Below are 20,186 nucleotides of genomic sequence, written 5' to 3' on the forward strand. Positions count from 1 at the left end.
GTGGGCGAGCCCGGCAGCGGTGTATGGGCGGAGATGGCGTGCTGGCGTCGAGCGTAGTGCGGTTGCGTGGGCGTGGCGTAGGTCGGCGACCTCGACCCCGACCCGGGCGGCGACCAGCAGCGGCGACGTGGGCTGGGCTCGGCCGAGGACGGCGGCGAGGACGGCGGGGTCGAGGAAGCTGATCACCTCCAGCGCGTCGGCCCGATCGGTCTCGGACAGGCGCGGGACCGGGACCGGCAGCGCCCGGGCGGCGGGCGGGTCAGGTGGTTCCGGCGGTTCAGGGTGGTGACTGTGGGTGGTCATCAGGTCTCCTGTTTTTGGCATGCCGACAGGGAGGGAGGGAGGCACCGAGATGCCTCCGTCCCTGCTCAGATACGGGTTTCAGAGGTGCTGGAGCGGGTGGGTCCCTGGCCTCCCTGAGTGACCGTCTGTGCAGGTCATCCCAGGGAGGGAGGGGTCAGGGAGGCGGGAGGGAGAACTCCCTGCCTCCCTGACGCCTCCCTGACCGACTCCCTCTAGAAGTAGCCGTTCTGGCCGGGCCCGGATTCATCACTGTCGGTGATGGATTCGTGGGTGGCGTCGGTGTGGGCTTCGTGGAGGCGGGCGGTGCTGAGGACCATGACTCCGTCGGACTTGTAGGGCCGGGCGTCGGCGGGTAGCTCGTCGGCGAGGCGGGCGAAGGTCCACGTCCCGTAGTGGGCGCGGTCGAGTTCGGTGAGCGCGGCGAGGGCTTCTTGGGTGCGCATCCGCTTGTGCCCGTGAAGGACGTGGAGCAGGTCTTCCAGGAGGTCCCGCCGCGCTGCCGGGGCCGGGGCCGGGGCTGTCGCGGGTCCGGTGGTGAGTCCGGCCTCCTGTCGGAGTTTCACGGCGCGTTCGATGATCGGGGTGAGTTCGTCGATGCCGTTGCCGCGTGGGATGTAGAAGCAGCGCATGAGCCCGTCTTGGGGTGTGAATCCCGAGGTCATGGCGGTGCCGAGGTCCCCGAGGTCCACCGTGCCGTCGGCGCCCACGGTCATGGGTTGCAGGGTGGTGGCGGTGATCCCTGCGGTGTGCTTTCCCGTGCCGAGGATCGCGTCGTTGCCCTGGTGATCGGCGATCGCGAAGCAGGCCCGGTTGGACAGGACCTTCGCCACCGCCCTGGGCAGGGACTCCTTCGAGGGGACTGGTGTCGCGAACAGGAACGTCACGCCGTATTTGCGTGCCTTCGCGACGATCTTGGCGACCAGCTCGGCTGCTTCGGCGCCGATAGGGGAGACGAACAGCTCCTGGCACTCGTCGATCACCACCACCCCCGGGCGCATCGACCGATCGCTGGCCGCGAGCTTGCGCGTCAGCTTCGGCTCGCCCGCTGCGGACAGCTTCCGCCCTCGTTCCGACAGCTCGGACATGAGCGCCTTGAGCCCGTCGAGGACCGTCGGCACCTCGTCCGGATCGTCGGACACGAACAGCGTCCGGGCGACCGGCCGGAAGGGGTCGTAGTCGGCGTTGTGGGCCATGCAGTAGATGTCGATCTCGACGAGTGGGTCGAGGATCGCTCCGGCGAGGACGTCGATGATCAGGGTGGATTTGCCGGAGCCCATCATCCCGGCGATGCCCCAGTTGGTGCCGAACAGCCGTCCGGTGACCAGGTCGGAGCGTGGGGTGACGCCGACGGGGACACCGCGGAAGTAGTCGGTGGTCCCGTCGTCGCCGGGCACCTGGGCGACCGGTTTCGTGAGGCTGCCTTGGTTGGTCGGCGACCCACAGGTCCAGCGTTCCGGGGTGGTCGCGGGCTTCGGTGGGCCACACCTCGACCGGTAGGCGGAGCAGGTTGTGGGCGAGGACGTCTTTGCGTCGGTTGAGCATCTCGACGGTGACGCCTTCGGGCAGGAGGAATTGGCAGTGCCAGCCGCGCCCGTCGTGGACGGGTGGGAGGTTCCAGCGTGGTGTCCAGCCCTGCTTGAACTTGCTGTTCAGCGCGGGCAGGCCGAGGTTGCGTAGGGCGTTGACCACGGCGCTTTCGTCGACGATCACACCCCGCCCGGTGCCGTCCTCGTCGTCCTCGACGGGAGCAGCCCAGGTCGGTGCCTCGGTCCTCGCTCGCCCGAGCGCCCACAGTCCGAGCACCGCCCCGGCTCCGGCCAGGGTGGCGATCACGGTGGCGTAGACGGTCACGAACGTGACCACCCACGCGACCGCGTCGATGACCCCAGCGATGGGGGCGATGACCAGGGAGATGTCCTTGGCGGCGATCGCGAGGACGGCCCCGAGGCCGAGGAGCATCCCGAGCGCGATCAGCGCGCCGACCCCAGCCGCACGCGCCCAGGCCAGCGGCGCGTTGACCCAGTCCATCACCCGCCCATGACGACGCTGCTTCTCTCGCGACGTCCCGGGCCTCCCACTCCAACAGGCGGTCCTGGTCACCTGCGATCTCGGCGGCGCGCATCTGACGCTCATACCGGCTGGTGCCGTGGGTGTCCCGCCACCGCTGAACGAGGACCCCGGCGCCGGAGAACACATAGAAAGTGTTCCTGACCAGCGCCTTCGTGGTGGTGACGGTGGCGGGATGGGTCGCGGCGGCGAGGGCGCCGCGGCCTGCGGCGTGCAGGTCGGAGCGGTAAAGGTCCCGCCGCGACACCACCCCGGTCCCCGGTGTCCCGGGCGCGGGGCCTTCCACCTGCGCGCCGCAGGCCACGATCTCGCCCTCGACCACCACCGGGGCCTCGGCGTCGCGGGTGCCGGTGTGCTGGTGCAGGGTGATGACCTGCGCCAGCTTGTCCCCTGATGACGCGTGGTGGGCTGGGCTGGCGCCGCCAGCCTCGTCGCGGCCGGTCTGGTCGTCGTGGTGGCTCATCGCGGGCCTCCGCCCTGCTGTTCGTCTCCGCCCCGAGGTTCGGGGTCGTCACGGAGCTGGCGGGCGCGGGCGGCCGAGCAGCGCAGGCCCCTGCGGATGGACTCGGCTGAGCCGGGGTCGACCCGGCCGTCAGCGACCGCGGTCCGGAGGAGCTGCCGAAGATCATCGAGGGTGCGCGGGGTCGACCCGGTTTCAAGATCATGGTCGGGGTCGACTCCTAGGGTCGACGATGATCTTGGAGGGGTCGACTGTCGCAGGTCAGCCCTCGACTCCCCACCCGACTCCTCCGGGCTGCGGTCGAGGATGGCGACACCGCCCCCATGATCATCGTCGAGGTGCGAGTCGACCCCGGAGTCGAGGCCGTCGAGGGCCGGGTCGGCCTCGTAGTCGTGGTCGTTGGTGAGTCGGGAGCCGACACAGCCCGCGCCCTCGACGAGGGCGGCCAGTGCCCAGTCCCAGTCGTCGGCGCGATTGATGCCGACCGACGCATCCGGTGTGACAGGTCGTTCCGGGGCGGTGGTCGCGGCGAGTGTGCGGCGCCGGACCTGGTAGGTCCCGGGTCGGTAGGCCAGCTCCGCTGTGCCGTTGGTCTGGATGACTGCTGCGGCGTCGCGGACGGCGAGGCGTCGTGCGCGGTCGGTCTTCGCCTCCACCAGCGCGGTCAGACGTGCCGCCCGTCGCTCGGCCCGGGAGCGCGGTGCTCCGGCCAAAGTCAGTTGGTGCGCGGCGACGCCTGCGATGGACACGACGGCCATGACGATCCCGGCGGTCCAGCCTTGGTGGAGGCCGTGGAGGAGGTTCATCCCGGCGGCGACCAGGGAAAAGAGAACGACCCCGGCCTGCAACCCGGCCACCGGCTGGTCCGGTGCGTGGTGTCGGGATGCGGTGATGGCGAGGGCGAAGGCCCACATGCCGAGTTCGGTGATCCCGGCCAGTAGCAGGCCGCCGGGGCCGTAGATGGTGGTGCCGTAGGTGGCCATGGCGGGTGCGGCGAGGGCGAAGGACAGGAGCGCGATCGGGTAGATGAGCAGCTCCACGACGTGGGCAGAAGCCCAGGTCAGGACCTTGGCCAGGGCGTCGGCGCGGACCTGCCGCTGCTCGGTCCGGCGACGTTCAGCCGCGTCGCGGTCGGTCTGGGCGCGGTCGCGGCGGGCGTTCTGCTCGGCGATCCGCCGCTGCGCGGCAGCGTCGGCGGCTTCGCGGGCGAGGCGGGCGTCCAGAGCGCGGGTCTCGCGCCGCTCGGCCGCCCGGGTCGCAGCCCCCGAGTGGTTCGTGGTGGTCATGCTCCGGCCCTCCCCTTGCCCTGCTGACCAGCCGAAACCCGCTCAGCGGGCGACTCAGGGCCGTCGGAGGCGTCGTCTGCGGCAGGCAACTCGCCCCGGGCAGTCGAGGCAGGGACGGCCCGGCGGACCTGCCAGAGGCGCAGCTCAGCGGCAGCCCACCAGCCGGTCACGAAGCCGAGCGGTGCGGCGAACCACCAGGTCAGGCCCAGTGTCGCCCCCGCCAGGGCGGCGACGACAGCGATCTCGGTGGCCCGATCCCGAACCACCGTGACGGCACGGTGAAGCAGCGCGTTCATGCCACCTCACCGCCCTGACCAGCGGAAACGACCACGGGACGTCGGGGCGGAAGCGTCAGCAGGCGACCTGCGGACGCCCCGTCAGACGACTCGTCGGCCGGATCGGGGTCGTCGAGGAGGTCGCCGTAGAGGCGGTCGATGACCCGCTCGGTCAGACCATCCGGGCACCACGAGAAGCCCTGGTCAACGCCGGGATCAGGGTCGCTGTCGGGGGTTTTTGAAGAAAAGTTCCACCTACCGGTGGAGACGTGCAGACGCCAAGGGCAGCATGGCCCATAGCCGATCACCTGTTCTCTCAGGTTGTTCGGTTAGGTCGCCGCCCCGGAGTGGAATCCTGGGCGGTGACCGCAACCCCGCCGGGCTGGCGGGCTCGCTCCTCAAGCTAGACACGACCCCGCACCGGCTGTCAAGCACTAATCTCGACCGGCCTGCCCGCCGTCACCTGCGCCCCACATTGATCACGGAACGTGACGATGGGCTCGAATGGCTGCCTGGGCGCCGTTTTTGCTGGTCAGCCCACGTTCAGGGTGATCTTCGGCGCGTGTGAGCGCGCTGGCCGTTGAGGGGGTGGCACGGCTTGAGCCGTGCCACCCCCTCAAGCCGTGCCAGGGGAAAATGGGTATTGACCTGGGTAAACAGTAGGGGTGGCACGGCTGTCTCGGCTTGACTCGGCTTGGGGGTCGTTTCGGGACATCCCCTGGAGTCTCACTCTGCGTGACGGGCCGGGGCCGAGTGGGGCGCGCCAGCGGTCTCGATTATCGGTGGTGCGTGGTTGCGTTTCCGGTGCTGCAGGGTGCGGCGCTCTGCAGGTGTTGCTGAGTACTCCCCTGCCGCCTCTTCTGCCGCTTGTAGTACCGGAGGGCTGGGCGTTGTCAGAGCCACGGATGAGGGCTCTTTTGCGCTAGGGCGGGGGTGGCGCCGGGCACAGTATTGATGTGACTGGTTGTGCGGTTTCAAAGGTGCCGCAGGATGGATTTAGTATCTGCCTGCACGGTGTTTTGGTGCGTGCAGGAGCCACTGCATCCGCCCGATGCGCGATCCGGCGGATGTGGGGGTTGTCGCGCTATCGTTGAGGTCGCGTGTCCTCGGTGCTGTCGGCCTGACAGGTGGCCCAGTAACTCCCGAGAGGGGTTTTGTTCCTCCCGAGAGAACACAAGATCGTTTTCGGGGCCGTCTTCTGGACTTGCCCCGGGGCGCTCTCAGGTAGGTCATCGTTGTGACCTGCTGTTGTGTGGGTGGTGGAGTGAGTCCCGCTGGGTCGGGCTGGCGGGTTGTGGTCGCGGAGCGGCCGTGATCGTCAGTACGTAGTTCCATGGTTTGAAAAAGGCAAAGGTCAAGGTCAACTGACTACGGCAGGAGTGGGTGGTTTGAGCTTGTTTGGGTGTATCTGTCCGTAGTGGCTGAGTGTGTTCGCGTGATTGCTTCTGGTAGTGGTTCTTGACCACCGGGGGGGGGGGGCGTGTTCGGATGCGGTCATGTGCACGAAGAGGTTCGCATCTGCGTCGCGTGTTATCGGGACTGTGTTAGTTGTGGCTGTTGCAATGGGGTCGGCCACTGGGATCGCTTCGGCCGAAGCTCCGGTAGTGATGACAGGAGTCTCGGTCGCCGCCCCCAGCCAACGCGGAGACCTTGAAGCTAGTGGAGTCTCCCCAGTTGGAGATGAATCGCTGAGTCCGGATGAGGCGCGCCGGGCCGCCGAAGAGGCAGAGTATTTATTCTCTGTCGTGCTTGTGAACGACGGTGAGCAGTGGCGGGTAAATCCGGCGTTTTCTCGCGATAAAGATTTTCGAGAGCTGGCCCAGGTGGCAGAAGCGCTCAATGGACCCGTTCCTTACCATGCGATCGACTCCCCGCAGTATCGCGAATGCGTGCTCAATGCTGTAGGGCTAGGGGCTCTTACTGCGGGTGCAGCTAAAGGGGGCTCTCAACTCGCGTATCTCATGGCCGCTAAGAAGTGGAAAGACGTCGCGTACGTGCTGGCGCGTTTGGTCGGAGTGAACGCGTTAAAGGGTGGTCTTGCCGGGGCGGCAGTTTCTTTGGCGGGAGCTGGAGCGTGGTGCGCGACTCCGTGGGCGAAATGAAGCTGTATCGGATTTTCAGGACGCCCAGTGCCGCGCGAGATGCTGCTGACTTCGTTCTCGGACACCTTCGCGAAAGAGGCGCAGTCGACTACTTTTCGGAAGAGAGATTCAATCCTGTCATTGAGCTGGCTCGACATGGTGCATGGAGCGAGGCAGCAAAAGAGTATCGGAACATCACGGGTGCGGGCATTAAAGATAGCGTAATTGCGGCCGAGATTGCCCGACGGATCGTCAAAGACGATAAGCGCCGATGAAGAGGATCGTTCCCTGCCCGCCATGAGTCTATATCGCCGATCATCGAGGCTTATTCAGGCTCCGTCAGGTAAGTGTGTAGAAGATGAGTCCGATGACTGCCGAGATTGTCGTTTTAAATGTGGCGTAGGGCCGCCGGTAGTCTGTGTGGAGAACTTTCCACGTTTTGATATGGGCGATGACTCGTTCGATGGTGGCGCGTGTGTGGTTGAGGCTCTTGTTGAATGTTTTTTGCCAGTCGAGAAGTTCCCGGCCGGGTGGTTTTTTGAACGGGGTGAGCATGCCGCGCCCGATGTATCCTTTATCGCCGATCGGGGGGTATGTGGCGAGGTGGTCGAGGGCGCCGGATTGGTCGAGGCAATATAGGTCGTGTCGGGATCCTGGGGTCGGGTCGGAGATCCACGACAGCTGCCCTTCCAGGGTGGCTGCGACCTGGACGACGACGCCGGTGGTGCGATGCTTGCCCGACCACAGACCCGGCACCGCGGCCCATGACCAGCAGGGCAGCAAGGTTCCATCGATGATGTACTGCCGATCGGCACGAAGCTCCTCTGCCGTCGGAACGACACTCCGCAGCGCCTGTGCCAGCAACGGTGTCACCCCCGTGATCGCTCGACTAACCGTCGACTGCGACACCCCATAGGTTTCCGCCAACTCCCACTGCACACGATTCCCGCGCAGATACGCCAACGTGATCACCACCGACCAGAACAACCCCAGAACCGGCGGCCAAGACAAACGTGCCTCCGTCGCGTCCCGCTGATCCTGCTCATACACTATAGCGACAAGATCCTGAATTTCATCACGCCGGAAACCAGTGGTATAGTACATACTGCGGCAGCCCGTTCATCTCGGATTGATTCGGCAAACCAATATTCGCGATGGACGGGCTGTCGCCCAACCCGACACGCCGGGCTAGATCGTTATTTCACGGGGCCTGAATAAGCCTCAAGGTAAAGGTCAAGGTTAACTGACTGCGGCAGTGTGGGCGGTTTAGGTCGCTTTGGGTGCATCTGTCCGTAGTGGCTGAGCGTGTTCGCGTGGTTGCGTTCAGTGATGGTCCTTGATTGGTGACGGCGTGGCCGGAGGTGGTGGCTGATTCTGATCTTGACGATCGACTGGGGTGACTGCTTCACTCGGCCGGTGATGATCAGGAAATTTGCGAAACGAATGGCTCCGGCAGCGAATGCATTGTTCGCTGTGGGGTTGTCGTTATTGATGTTGGTGGGTGTCTCTTCTGCTGCGATGGCACAGGAGTCAGGCGAGGTGGACAGAGTCGAGGTGGGCACTTCGGGGGATTCTGCTCATCTTGTTTTTGAGTTTGATAGGCCGTTGCAGCGAGAAGAGGCAGAGAAAATTCGTGTCCGCTTCGCGCGTGATATTCCCTTTGGGGTTCGTCAGGCTCCGCGAGTGGAGACTCTGGGATGCCGTAATGGACTGGATCGTCCTGATCGGAACGGGGTGCTGTCGTTGCAGTTTACGTGTCTGCCATCTCATGGCGTGGTCGCATGGGGTTATCGGTTGTCACCGGCAGTGAAGGCGACAGTTGTCGGACCGGTCAGGGAAGACGGGCTGCGGTGGTGGCAAAACAGGACGAGTAGACCCAAGAATTCCGGTCACGTGGAGTCGGCGGACTATATTTTCCACGGTTCAATGAATCCGGTGTTCGTGAATGATGTCCTTGACTATCAAGATTTCTTCACGTATCGCCATAATCTCGGTGGGGGTGGGACTGCGAAGCTGACATTTGCCGGGTCGGCCCGCCTGACATACTGATGACCAGCGAGCAGAGTTCTCCTTATCGATCGTGGGTGGCTGCGAGCGGTGCTCCCGAGGAGGTCCTAGAAGCGGCGTCGGGTGTTTGTGAAGCGCAGGCACGACGGCTGGTAGAGGGGGTTTTACGGGATTTGGAGTTGAATGATCGTGGGTGGCGGGTCCGTTCTGTGCTCGTGTCGTCGCTGCCTCCGCCGCCCCCCCCGTGTTCTGGTCTGGATGTAGGGGAGGACCTTGTAGTTGAGATCGAGTCGGAGGGGCCCTCGGTCATTGGCGTGTACTTCACGACGTCGGTCACTCACGAGTCTGCGTGCGTGGCCACTGCTGAGCAGGTTCAAGATCATGTTCTGGAACTGGAGCATGGGACGCCTCGACCTCCTTGTCCGGAACATCCACACCCTCTGACACCCCGCCTGGTGGACAACGTCCCGACCTGGGTGTGTCCACGTGATCCGCTGCATTGCAGCTTCCCTGTATCTGGAACATGAGATCGGTGGTCTGCACGGTCGGTCCGGCACCGAGCCGAAGGTCATCAGTGAGCCTTTCCCAACCTGTTTGTGCTGGTCAGGCGGGGTCGGAGCGGAGGAGCTGGGGCGCGATATCGCGTTGAACCAGCCTTCGCCGCTGGCGTGAGGGCCGGTCAGCACTTCAGCGCGACGTTGACCTGCTCCTCCGGAGGGCTCGGGGGCTGGGTGCCGCGGCGGCGGCCTTCTGGGGTGGCGCCAGGGGCCATCGCTACGGGCTTCGGGCTCATCAAGGCCGTGACGGTCTCCTCCGGGGGTGCGCCGCCCGGGGGTGAAGCGTCCGGGCGGGACCGGCACCGGGCCGGTGATCATCAGTGATGCATAGGTGTGGTGGCTGTTGATCTTGGTTGGTGGTGTCGAGCTCGTTGTAGGCGAGCGCTGTCGGCTCGGCGGGCCGGTTCGGTGGCGTCTCGCCACCGAAGATCAACAGCCACAGGACCCATGCATCATCTGATGATCTTGGGCGGTGGGCTCCGGTCCGGGGCTTGGTCGTGGCGCCGGTCGGCCGGTTCACCGCGCAGCCGCGCAGCAAGATGTGCGTTTTCCTCAGGAAAACGCGGGCGGGCGCCCCCGGGGCTGCTGCTGCTGCTGCTGCTGCTGCTGGGTGCGGTGCCGCTGGCGCTTGGTCGGAGGCCGGGTGGGGGTGACACGCCGGTCTGACCTGGGGGTACGCGACAGACGGGCTTGTTACCTGGGAGTATTTGAGTGGCACAGCAGCAACAAGCCAAGTCAGAGTTTCGGGTGAGCGCCAGCGAGCCCGCACCCCTCCGGCCGCGTCAGCGGCCGGAGACAACACAGGGCGAAGCTCAATGCCCTGGACCGGCACCGCGCCCCTGTCGGCGGTGGTGAGGAGTTCCCCCGGATGATCGGCTCTGACCTGTGGGTTCCCCCAGGCGCTGCCTCGGGCGCGATCCTGGATGCCTCTCCCCGGGGCTCTGAGAGCCTCTGTGAGCCCGTTTCCGTCCCCGGGCTACCTAGTCGGGGGCTGCCGTTCGAGGCGGCACGGCGACTGGGGGCGTTTGTGGACGTCGCGGTACCCACTCGCCGTCGTCCGAACTCGTCCCGGCGAGTGGCCGCGACGTCCAGCCGATCGCCGCTGCCGCCTCGAACGGCAGCCCCCCGCTAGGTCCCGTGACGGAAACCCGGGCTCACAGAGGCTCTCAGAGCCCGGGGAGAGGCATCCAGATCGCGCCCGAGCGCGCCTGGGGGAACCCACAGGTCAGAGCCGATCATCCGGGGGAACTCCTCCCACCGCCGACAGGGGCGCGGTGCCGGTCCAGGGCATTGAGCTTCGCCCTGTGTTGTCTCGGCCGCTGACGCGGCCGGAGGGGTGCGGGCTCGCTGGCGCTCACCCGAAACTCTGACTTGGCTTGTTGCTGCTGTGCCACTCAAATACTCCCAGGTAACAAGCCCGTCTGTCGCGTACCCCCAGGTCAGACCGGCGTGTCACCCCCCCCGGCCTCCGACCAAGCGCCAGCGGCACCGCACCCAGCAGCAGCAGCAGCAGCAGCAGCAGCCCGCCGGGGGCGCCCGCCCGCGTTTTCCTGAGGAAAACGCACATCTTGCTGCGCGGCTGCGCGGTGAACCGGCCGACCGGCGCCACGACCAAGCCCCGGACCGGAGCCCACCGCCCAAGATCATCAGATGATGCATGGGTCCTGTGGCTGTTGATCTTCGGTGGCGAGACGCCACCGAACCGGCCCGCCGAGCCGACAGCGCTCGCCTACAACGAGCTCGACACCACCAACCAAGATCAACAGCCACCACACCTATGCATCACTGATGATCACCGGCCCGGTGCCGGTCCCGCCCGGACGCTTCACCCCCCGGGCGGCGCACCCCCGGAGGAGACCGTCACGGCCTTGATGAGCCCGAAGCCCGTAGCGATGGCCCCTGGCGCCACCCCAGAAGGCCGCCGCCGCGGCACCCAGCCCCCGAGCCCTCCGGAGGAGCAGGTCAACGTCGCGCTGAAGTGCTGACCGGCCCTCACGCCAGCGGCGAAGGCTGGTTCAACGCGATATCGCGCCCCAGCTCCTCCGCTCCGACCCCGCCTGACCAGCACAAACAGGTTGGGAAAGGCTCACTGATGACCTTCGGCTCGGTGCCGGACCGACCGTGCAGACCACCGATCTCATGTTCCAGATACAGGGAAGCTGCAATGCAGCGGATCACGTGGACACACCCAGGTCGGGACGTTGTCCACCAGGCGGGGTGTCAGAGGGTGTGGATGTTCCGGACAAGGAGGTCGAGGCGTCCCATGCTCCAGTTCCAGAACATGATCTTGAACCTGCTCAGCAGTGGCCACGCACGCAGACTCGTGAGTGACCGACGTCGTGAAGTACACGCCAATGACCGAGGGCCCCTCCGACTCGATCTCAACTACAAGGTCCTCCCCTACATCCAGACCAGAACACGGGGGGGGCGGCGGAGGCAGCGACGACACGAGCACAGAACGGACCCGCCACCCACGATCATTCAACTCCAAATCCCGTAAAACCCCCTCTACCAGCGCCGTCGTGCCTGCGCTTCACAAACACCCGACGCCGCTTCTAGGACCTCCTCGGGAGCACCGCTCGCAGCCACCCACGATCGATAAGGAGAACTCTGCTCGCTGGTCATCAGTATGTCAGGCGGGCCGACCCGGCAAATGTCAGCTTCGCAGTCCCACCCCCACCGAGATTATGGCGATACGTGAAGAAATCTTGATAGTCAAGGACATCATTCACGAACACCGGATTCATTGAACCGTGGAAAATATAGTCCGCCGACTCCACGTGACCGGAATTCTTGGGTCTACTCGTCCTGTTTTGCCACCACCGCAGCCCGTCTTCCCTGACCGGTCCGACAACTGTCGCCTTCACTGCCGGTGACAACCGATAACCCCATGCGACCACGCCATGAGATGGCAGACACGTAAACTGCAACGACAGCACCCCGTTCCGATCAGGACGATCCAGTCCATTACGGCATCCCAGAGTCTCCACTCGCGGAGCCTGACGAACCCCAAAGGGAATATCACGCGCGAAGCGGACACGAATTTTCTCTGCCTCTTCTCGCTGCAACGGCCTATCAAACTCAAAAAAGATGAGCAGAATCCCCCGAAGTGCCCACCTCGACTCTGTCCACCTCGCCTGACTCCTGTGCCATCGCAGCAGAAGAGACACCCACCAACATCAATAACGACAACCCCACAGCGAACAATGCATTCGCTGCCGGAGCCATTCGTTTCGCAAATTTCCTGATCATCACCGGCCGAGTGAAGCAGTCACCCCAGTCGATCGTCAAGATCAGAATCAGCCACCACCTCCGGCCACGCCGTCACCAATCAAGGACCATCACTGAACGCAACCACGCGAACACGCTCAGCCACTACGGACAGATGCACCCAAAGCGACCTAAACCGCCCACACTGCCGCAGTCAGTTAACCTTGACCTTTACCTTGAGGCTTATTCAGGCCCCGTGAAATAACGATCTAGCCCGGCGTGTCGGGTTGGGCGACAGCCCGTCCATCGCGAATATTGGTTTGCCGAATCAATCCGAGATGAACGGGCTGCCGCAGTATGTACTATACCACTGGTTTCCGGCGTGATGAAATTCAGGATCTTGTCGCTATAGTGTATGAGCAGGATCAGCGGGACGCGACGGAGGCACGTTTGTCTTGGCCGCCGGTTCTGGGGTTGTTCTGGTCGGTGGTGATCACGTTGGCGTATCTGCGCGGGAATCGTGTGCAGTGGGAGTTGGCGGAAACCTATGGGGTGTCGCAGTCGACGGTTAGTCGAGCGATCACGGGGGTGACACCGTTGCTGGCACAGGCGCTGCGGAGTGTCGTTCCGACGGCAGAGGAGCTTCGTGCCGATCGGCAGTACATCATCGATGGAACCTTGCTGCCCTGCTGGTCATGGGCCGCGGTGCCGGGTCTGTGGTCGGGCAAGCATCGCACCACCGGCGTCGTCGTCCAGGTCGCAGCCACCCTGGAAGGGCAGCTGTCGTGGATCTCCGACCCGACCCCAGGATCCCGACACGACCTATATTGCCTCGACCAATCCGGCGCCCTCGACCACCTCGCCACATACCCCCCGATCGGCGATAAAGGATACATCGGGCGCGGCATGCTCACCCCGTTCAAAAAACCACCCGGCCGGGAACTTCTCGACTGGCAAAAAACATTCAACAAGAGCCTCAACCACACACGCGCCACCATCGAACGAGTCATCGCCCATATCAAAACGTGGAAAGTTCTCCACACAGACTACCGGCGGCCCTACGCCACATTTAAAACGACAATCTCGGCAGTCATCGGACTCATCTTCTACACACTTACCTGACGGAGCCTGAATAAGCCTCGATGATCGGCGATATAGACTCATGGCGGGCAGGGAACGATCCTCTTCATCGGCGCTTATCGTCTTTGACGATCCGTCGGGCAATCTCGGCCGCAATTACGCTATCTTTAATGCCCGCACCCGTGATGTTCCGATACTCTTTTGCTGCCTCGCTCCATGCACCATGTCGAGCCAGCTCAATGACAGGATTGAATCTCTCTTCCGAAAAGTAGTCGACTGCGCCTCTTTCGCGAAGGTGTCCGAGAACGAAGTCAGCAGCATCTCGCGCGGCACTGGGCGTCCTGAAAATCCGATACAGCTTCATTTCGCCCACGGAGTCGCGCACCACGCTCCAGCTCCCGCCAAAGAAACTGCCGCCCCGGCAAGACCACCCTTTAACGCGTTCACTCCGACCAAACGCGCCAGCACGTACGCGACGTCTTTCCACTTCTTAGCGGCCATGAGATACGCGAGTTGAGAGCCCCCTTTAGCTGCACCCGCAGTAAGAGCCCCTAGCCCTACAGCATTGAGCACGCATTCGCGATACTGCGGGGAGTCGATCGCATGGTAAGGAACGGGTCCATTGAGCGCTTCTGCCACCTGGGCCAGCTCTCGAAAATCTTTATCGCGAGAAAACGCCGGATTTACCCGCCACTGCTCACCGTCGTTCACAAGCACGACAGAGAATAAATACTCTGCCTCTTCGGCGGCCCGGCGCGCCTCATCCGGACTCAGCGATTCATCTCCAACTGGGGAGACTCCACTAGCTTCAAGGTCTCCGCGTTGGCTGGGGGCGGCGACCGAGACTCCTGTCATCACTACCGGAGCTTCGGCCGAAGCGATCCCAGTGGCCGACCCCATTGCAACAGCCACAACTAACACAGTCCCGATAACACGCGACGCAGATGCGAACCTCTTCGTGCACATGACCGCATCCGAACACGCCCCCCCCCCCCGGTGGTCAAGAACCACTACCAGAAGCAATCACGCGAACACACTCAGCCACTACGGACAGATACACCCAAACAAGCTCAAACCACCCACTCCTGCCGTAGTCAGTTGACCTTGACCTTTGCCTTTTTCAAACCATGGAACTACGTACTGACGATCACGGCCGCTCCGCGACCACAACCCGCCAGCCCGACCCAGCGGGACTCACTCCACCACCCACACAACAGCAGGTCACAACGATGACCTACCTGAGAGCGCCCCGGGGCAAGTCCAGAAGACGGCCCGAAAACGATCTTGTGTTCTCTCGGGAGGAACAAAACCCCTCTCGGGAGTTACTGGGCCACCTGTCAGGCCGACAGCACCGAGGACACGCGACCTCAACGATAGCGCGACAACCCCCACATCCGCCGGATCGCGCATCGGGCGGATGCAGTGGCTCCTGCACGCACCAAAACACCGTGCAGGCAGATACTAAATCCATCCTGCGGCACCTTTGAAACCGCACAACCAGTCACATCAATACTGTGCCCGGCGCCACCCCCGCCCTAGCGCAAAAGAGCCCTCATCCGTGGCTCTGACAACGCCCAGCCCTCCGGTACTACAAGCGGCAGAAGAGGCGGCAGGGGAGTACTCAGCAACACCTGCAGAGCGCCGCACCCTGCAGCACCGGAAACGCAACCACGCACCACCGATAATCGAGACCGCTGGCGCGCCCCACTCGGCCCCGGCCCGTCACGCAGAGTGAGACTCCAGGGGATGTCCCGAAACGACCCCCAAGCCGAGTCAAGCCGAGACAGCCGTGCCACCCCTACTGTTTACCCAGGTCAATACCCATTTTCCCCTGGCACGGCTTGAGGGGGTGGCACGGCTCAAGCCGTGCCACCCCCTCAACGGCCAGCGCGCTCACACGCGCCGAAGATCACCCTGAACGTGGGCTGACCAGCAAAAACGGCGCCCAGGCAGCCATTCGAGCCCATCGTCACGTTCCGTGATCAATGTGGGGCGCAGGTGACGGCGGGCAGGCCGGTCGAGATTAGTGCTTGACAGCCGGTGCGGGGTCGTGTCTAGCTTGAGGAGCGAGCCCGCCAGCCCGGCGGGGTTGCGGTCACCGCCCAGGATTCCACTCCGGGGCGGCGACCTAACCGAACAACCTGAGAGAACAGGTGATCGGCTATGGGCCATGCTGCCCTTGGCGTCTGCACGTCTCCACCGGTAGGTGGAACTTTTCTTCCAAACTCCCCCGACAGCGACCCTGATCCCGGCGTTGACCAGGGCTTCTCGTGGTGCCCGGATGGTCTGACCGAGCGGGTCATCGACCGCCTCTACGGCGACCTCCTCGACGACCCCGATCCGGCCGACGAGTCGTCTGACGGGGCGTCCGCAGGTCGCCTGCTGACGCTTCCGCCCCGACGTCCCGTGGTCGTTTCCGCTGGTCAGGGCGGTGAGGTGGCATGAACGCGCTGCTTCACCGTGCCGTCACGGTGGTTCGGGATCGGGCCACCGAGATCGCTGTCGTCGCCGCCCTGGCGGGGGCGACACTGGGCCTGACCTGGTGGTTCGCCGCACCGCTCGGCTTCGTGACCGGCTGGTGGGCTGCCGCTGAGCTGCGCCTCTGGCAGGTCCGCCGGGCCGTCCCTGCCTCGACTGCCCGGGGCGAGTTGCCTGCCGCAGACGACGCCTCCGACGGCCCTGAGTCGCCCGCTGAGCGGGTTTCGGCTGGTCAGCAGGGCAAGGGGAGGGCCGGAGCATGACCACCACGAACCACTCGGGGGCTGCGACCCGGGCGGCCGAGCGGCGCGAGACCCGCGCTCTGGACGCCCGCCTCGCCCGCGAAGCCGCCGACGCTGCCGCGCAGCGGCGGATCGCCGAGCAGAACGCCCGCCGCGACCGCGCCCAGACCGACCGCGACGCGGCTGAACGTCGCCGGACCGAGCAGCGGCAGGTCCGCGCCGACGCCCTGGCCAAGGTCCTGACCTGGGCTTCTGCCCACGTCGTGGAGCTGCTCATCTACCCGATCGCGCTCCTGTCCTTCGCCCTCGCCGCACCCGCCATGGCCACCTACGGCACCACCATCTACGGCCCCGGCGGCCTGCTACTGGCCGGGATCACCGAACTCGGCATGTGGGCCTTCGCCCTCGCCATCACCGCATCCCGACACCACGCACCGGACCAGCCGGTGGCCGGGTTGCAGGCCGGGGTCGTTCTCTTTTCCCTGGTCGCCGCCGGGATGAACCTCCTCCACGGCCTCCACCAAGGCTGGACCGCCGGGATCGTCATGGCCGTCGTGTCCATCGCAGGCGTCGCCGCGCACCAACTGACTTTGGCCGGAGCACCGCGCTCCCGGGCCGAGCGACGGGCGGCACGTCTGACCGCGCTGGTGGAGGCGAAGACCGACCGCGCACGACGCCTCGCCGTCCGCGACGCCGCAGCAGTCATCCAGACCAACGGCACAGCGGAGCTGGCCTACCGACCCGGGACCTACCAGGTCCGGCGCCGCACACTCGCCGCGACCACCGCCCCGGAACGACCTGTCACACCGGATGCGTCGGTCGGCATCAATCGCGCCGACGACTGGGACTGGGCACTGGCCGCCCTCGTCGAGGGCGCGGGCTGTGTCGGCTCCCGACTCACCAACGACCACGACTACGAGGCCGACCCGGCCCTCGACGGCCTCGACTCCGGGGTCGACTCGCACCTCGACGATGATCATGGGGGCGGTGTCGCCATCCTCGACCGCAGCCCGGAGGAGTCGGGTGGGGAGTCGAGGGCTGACCTGCGACAGTCGACCCCTCCAAGATCATCGTCGACCCTAGGAGTCGACCCCGACCATGATCTTGAAACCGGGTCGACCCCGCGCACCCTCGATGATCTTCGGCAGCTCCTCCGGACCGCGGTCGCTGACGGCCGGGTCGACCCCGGCTCAGCCGAGTCCATCCGCAGGGGCCTGCGCTGCTCGGCCGCCCGCGCCCGCCAGCTCCGTGACGACCCCGAACCTCGGGGCGGAGACGAACAGCAGGGCGGAGGCCCGCGATGAGCCACCACGACGACCAGACCGGCCGCGACGAGGCTGGCGGCGCCAGCCCAGCCCACCACGCGTCATCAGGGGACAAGCTGGCGCAGGTCATCACCCTGCACCAGCACACCGGCACCCGCGACGCCGAGGCCCCGGTGGTGGTCGAGGGCGAGATCGTGGCCTGCGGCGCGCAGGTGGAAGGCCCCGCGCCCGGGACACCGGGGACCGGGGTGGTGTCGCGGCGGGACCTTTACCGCTCCGACCTGCACGCCGCAGGCCGCGGCGCCCTCGCCGCCGCGACCCATCCCGCCACCGTCACCACCACGAAGGCGCTGGTCAGGAACACTTTCTATGTGTTTCTCCGGCGCCGGGGTCCTCGTTCAGCGGTGGCGGGACACCCACGGCACCAGCCGGTATGAGCGTCAGATGCGCGCCGCCGAGATCGCAGGTGACCAGGACCGCCTGTTGGAGTGGGAGGCCCGGGACGTCGCCGAGAAGCAGCGTCGTCATGGGCGGGTGATGGACTGGGTCAACGCGCCGCTGGCCTGGGCGCGTGCGGCTGGGGTCGGCGCGCTGATCGCGCTCGGGATGCTCCTCGGCCTCGGGGCCGTCCTCGCGATCGCCGCCAAGGACATCTCCCTGGTCATCGCCCCCATCGCTGGGGTCATCGACGCGGTCGCGTGGGTGGTCACGTTCGTGACCGTCTACGCCACCGTGATCGCCACCCTGGCCGGAGCCGGGGCGGTGCTCGGACTGTGGGCGCTCGGGCGAGCGAGGACCGAGGCACCGACCTGGGCTGCTCCCGTCGAGGACGACGAGGACGGCACCGGGCGGGGTGTGATCGTCGACGAAAGCGCCGTGGTCAACGCCCTACGCAACCTCGGCCTGCCCGCGCTGAACAGCAAGTTCAAGCAGGGCTGGACACCACGCTGGAACCTCCCACCCGTCCACGACGGGCGCGGCTGGCACTGCCAATTCCTCCTGCCCGAAGGCGTCACCGTCGAGATGCTCAACCGACGCAAAGACGTCCTCGCCCACAACCTGCTCCGCCTACCGGTCGAGGTGTGGCCCACCGAAGCCCGCGACCACCCCGGAACGCTGGACCTGTGGGTCGCCGACCAAGGCAGCCTCACGAAACCGGTCGCCCAGGTGCCCGGCGACGACGGGACCACCGACTACTTCCGCGGTGTCCCCGTCGGCGTCACCCCACGCTCCGACCTGGTCACCGGACGGCTGTTCGGCACCAACTGGGGCATCGCCGGGATGATGGGCTCCGGCAAATCCACCCTGATCATCGACGTCCTCGCCGGAGCGATCCTCGACCCACTCGTCGAGATCGACATCTACTGCATGGCCCACAACGCCGACTACGACCCCTTCCGGCCGGTCGCCCGGACGCTGTTCGTGTCCGACGATCCGGACGAGGTGCCGACGGTCCTCGACGGGCTCAAGGCGCTCATGTCCGAGCTGTCGGAACGAGGGCGGAAGCTGTCCGCAGCGGGCGAGCCGAAGCTGACGCGCAAGCTCGCGGCCAGCGATCGGTCGATGCGCCCGCGGGTGGTGGTGATCGACGAGTGCCAGGAGCTGTTCGTCTCCCCTATCGGCGCCGAAGCAGCCGAGCTGGTCGCCAAGATCGTCGCGAAGGCACGCAAATACGGCGTGACGTTCCTGTTCGCGACACCAGTCCCCTCGAAGGAGTCCCTGCCCAGGGCGGTGGCGAAGGTCCTGTCCAACCGGGCCTGCTTCGCGATCGCCGATCACCAGGGCAACGACGCGATCCTCGGCACGGGAAAGCACACCGCAGGGATCACCGCCACCACCCTGCAACCCATGACCGTGGGCGCCGACGGCACGGTGGACCTCGGGGACCTCGGCACCGCCATGACCTCGGGATTCACACCCCAAGACGGGCTCATGCGCTGCTTCTACATCCCACGCGGCAACGGCATCGACGAACTCACCCCGATCATCGAACGCGCCGTGAAACTCCGACAGGAGGCCGGACTCACCACCGGACCCGCGACAGCCCCGGCCCCGGCCCCGGCAGCGCGGCGGGACCTCCTGGAAGACCTGCTCCACGTCCTTCACGGGCACAAGCGGATGCGCACCCAAGAAGCCCTCGCCGCGCTCACCGAACTCGACCGCGCCCACTACGGGACGTGGACCTTCGCCCGCCTCGCCGACGAGCTACCCGCCGACGCCCGGCCCTACAAGTCCGACGGAGTCATGGTCCTCAGCACCGCCCGCCTCCACGAAGCCCACACCGACGCCACCCACGAATCCATCACCGACAGTGATGAATCCGGGCCCGGCCAGAACGGCTACTTCTAGAGGGAGTCGGTCAGGGAGGCGTCAGGGAGGCAGGGAGTTCTCCCTCCCGCCTCCCTGACCCCTCCCTCCCTGGGATGACCTGCACAGACGGTCACTCAGGGAGGCCAGGGACCCACCCGCTCCAGCACCTCTGAAACCCGTATCTGAGCAGGGACGGAGGCATCTCGGTGCCTCCCTCCCTCCCTGTCGGCATGCCAAAAACAGGAGACCTGATGACCACCCACAGTCCCACCCTGAACCGCCGGAACCACCTGACCCGCCCGCCGCCCGGGCGCTGCCGGTCCCGGTCCCGCGCCTGTCCGAGACCGATCGGGCCGACGCGCTGGAGGTGATCAGCTTCCTCGACCCCGCCGTCCTCGCCGCCGTCCTCGGCCGAGCCCAGCCCACGTCCGCCGCTGCTGGTCGCCGCCCGGGTCGGGGTCGAGGTCGCCGACCTACGCCACGCCCACGCAACCGCACTACGCGACGCCAGCACGGCCATCTCCGCCGCCTACCCCGCTGCCGGGCTCGCCCACCAGCGTCCCAC

The 20,186-nt window shown here is 65.8% G+C and carries 14 protein-coding genes; 7 read left to right on the top strand and 7 right to left on the bottom strand.

Annotation, left to right across the window (positions count from 1 at the left end; translation table 11 throughout):
• From KPL59_RS34770 to KPL59_RS34790, 5 genes are all read right to left on the bottom strand, one after another.
• Positions 1 to 303 (bottom strand): hypothetical protein (locus KPL59_RS34770; protein ID WP_226363324.1); only part of this gene is annotated, 303 nt, incomplete at its 3' end.
• Between the two features lie 212 nt (positions 304 to 515).
• Positions 516 to 1,697 (bottom strand): zonular occludens toxin domain-containing protein, encoded by a 1,182-nt coding sequence (locus KPL59_RS34775; RefSeq protein WP_226363325.1) that lies wholly within the window; start codon positions 1,695 to 1,697, stop codon positions 516 to 518.
• Between the two features lie 1,132 nt (positions 1,698 to 2,829).
• Positions 2,830 to 4,116, bottom strand: a complete 1,287-nt coding sequence (locus KPL59_RS34780; RefSeq protein WP_226363326.1) for a hypothetical protein — start codon at positions 4,114 to 4,116, stop codon at positions 2,830 to 2,832.
• On the bottom strand, positions 4,113 to 4,412 hold the full coding sequence (locus tag KPL59_RS34785; protein WP_226363327.1) for a hypothetical protein: 300 nt from the start codon (positions 4,410 to 4,412) through the stop codon (positions 4,113 to 4,115). The genes KPL59_RS34780 and KPL59_RS34785 overlap by 4 nt, the downstream gene beginning before the upstream one ends.
• Entirely contained in the window at positions 4,409 to 4,699 is a 291-nt protein-coding gene (locus KPL59_RS34790; protein WP_226363328.1) for a hypothetical protein, read from the bottom strand. Before KPL59_RS34790 ends, KPL59_RS34785 begins: the two co-directional genes overlap by 4 nt.
• A gap of 1,766 nt (positions 4,700 to 6,465) precedes the next feature.
• Here KPL59_RS34790 and KPL59_RS34795 point away from each other — a divergent pair.
• Positions 6,466 to 6,747: a hypothetical protein gene (locus KPL59_RS34795; protein WP_226363329.1), complete on the top strand. Its 282-nt coding sequence runs from the start codon at positions 6,466 to 6,468 to the stop codon at positions 6,745 to 6,747.
• Between the two features lie 64 nt (positions 6,748 to 6,811).
• Here KPL59_RS34795 and KPL59_RS34800 read toward each other — a convergent pair whose 3' ends face one another.
• Complete coding sequence (locus KPL59_RS34800; protein WP_226359944.1) at positions 6,812 to 7,576, bottom strand: transposase; 765 nt, start codon at positions 7,574 to 7,576, stop codon at positions 6,812 to 6,814.
• 276 nt (positions 7,577 to 7,852) lie between these two features.
• Here KPL59_RS34800 and KPL59_RS34805 point away from each other — a divergent pair, with 276 nt between their 5' ends.
• Positions 7,853 to 8,521: a hypothetical protein gene (locus KPL59_RS34805; protein ID WP_226363330.1), complete on the top strand. Its 669-nt coding sequence runs from the start codon at positions 7,853 to 7,855 to the stop codon at positions 8,519 to 8,521.
• A 4,082-nt stretch (positions 8,522 to 12,603) separates the two neighbouring features.
• A complete protein-coding gene (locus KPL59_RS34810; protein ID WP_226359944.1) occupies positions 12,604 to 13,368 on the top strand; it encodes a transposase in 765 nt (254 codons plus the stop codon).
• 64 nt (positions 13,369 to 13,432) lie between these two features.
• On the opposite strand, the gene KPL59_RS34815 is transcribed toward KPL59_RS34810, so the two are convergent.
• Positions 13,433 to 13,714, bottom strand: a complete 282-nt coding sequence (locus tag KPL59_RS34815; RefSeq protein WP_226363329.1) for a hypothetical protein — start codon at positions 13,712 to 13,714, stop codon at positions 13,433 to 13,435.
• A gap of 2,053 nt (positions 13,715 to 15,767) precedes the next feature.
• Between KPL59_RS34815 and KPL59_RS34820 the strand changes: the two genes are divergently transcribed.
• The 4 genes from KPL59_RS34820 to KPL59_RS34835 are packed head-to-tail and all read left to right on the top strand — an operon-like array spanning position 15,768 to position 19,660.
• Positions 15,768 to 16,067 (top strand): hypothetical protein, encoded by a 300-nt coding sequence (locus KPL59_RS34820; protein WP_226363327.1) that lies wholly within the window; start codon positions 15,768 to 15,770, stop codon positions 16,065 to 16,067.
• On the top strand, positions 16,064 to 17,350 hold the full coding sequence (locus KPL59_RS34825; protein WP_226363326.1) for a hypothetical protein: 1,287 nt from the start codon (positions 16,064 to 16,066) through the stop codon (positions 17,348 to 17,350). Before KPL59_RS34820 ends, KPL59_RS34825 begins: the two co-directional genes overlap by 4 nt.
• Positions 17,347 to 17,748, top strand: a complete 402-nt coding sequence (locus tag KPL59_RS34830; protein ID WP_226363331.1) for a hypothetical protein — start codon at positions 17,347 to 17,349, stop codon at positions 17,746 to 17,748. Before KPL59_RS34825 ends, KPL59_RS34830 begins: the two co-directional genes overlap by 4 nt.
• Positions 17,681 to 19,660, top strand: coding sequence for a cell division protein FtsK (locus tag KPL59_RS34835; protein ID WP_226363332.1), 1,980 nt, complete (start codon positions 17,681 to 17,683; stop codon positions 19,658 to 19,660). The genes KPL59_RS34830 and KPL59_RS34835 overlap by 68 nt, the downstream gene beginning before the upstream one ends.
• Positions 19,661 to 20,186 lie beyond the last annotated feature (526 nt).

It is taken from the genome of Pseudonocardia sp. ICBG1142 (assembly GCF_020496255.1).
GTDB lineage: Bacteria > Actinomycetota > Actinomycetes > Mycobacteriales > Pseudonocardiaceae > Pseudonocardia.

What these genes read in the sequence shown, in the direction of transcription:
- KPL59_RS34780 (WP_226363326.1), bottom strand. Translation starts at nt 4,116, where the DNA reads ATGACCACCACGAACCACTCGGGGGCTGCGACCCGGGCGGCCGAGCGG.
- KPL59_RS34825 (WP_226363326.1), top strand. Translation starts at nt 16,064, where the DNA reads ATGACCACCACGAACCACTCGGGGGCTGCGACCCGGGCGGCCGAGCGG.
- KPL59_RS34830 (WP_226363331.1), top strand. Translation starts at nt 17,347, where the DNA reads ATGAGCCACCACGACGACCAGACCGGCCGCGACGAGGCTGGCGGCGCC.
- KPL59_RS34800 (WP_226359944.1), bottom strand. Translation starts at nt 7,576, where the DNA reads ATGTACTATACCACTGGTTTCCGGCGTGATGAAATTCAGGATCTTGTC.
- KPL59_RS34785 (WP_226363327.1), bottom strand. Translation starts at nt 4,412, where the DNA reads ATGAACGCGCTGCTTCACCGTGCCGTCACGGTGGTTCGGGATCGGGCC.
- KPL59_RS34810 (WP_226359944.1), top strand. Translation starts at nt 12,604, where the DNA reads ATGTACTATACCACTGGTTTCCGGCGTGATGAAATTCAGGATCTTGTC.
- KPL59_RS34820 (WP_226363327.1), top strand. Translation starts at nt 15,768, where the DNA reads ATGAACGCGCTGCTTCACCGTGCCGTCACGGTGGTTCGGGATCGGGCC.
- KPL59_RS34835 (WP_226363332.1), top strand. Translation starts at nt 17,681, where the DNA reads ATGTGTTTCTCCGGCGCCGGGGTCCTCGTTCAGCGGTGGCGGGACACC.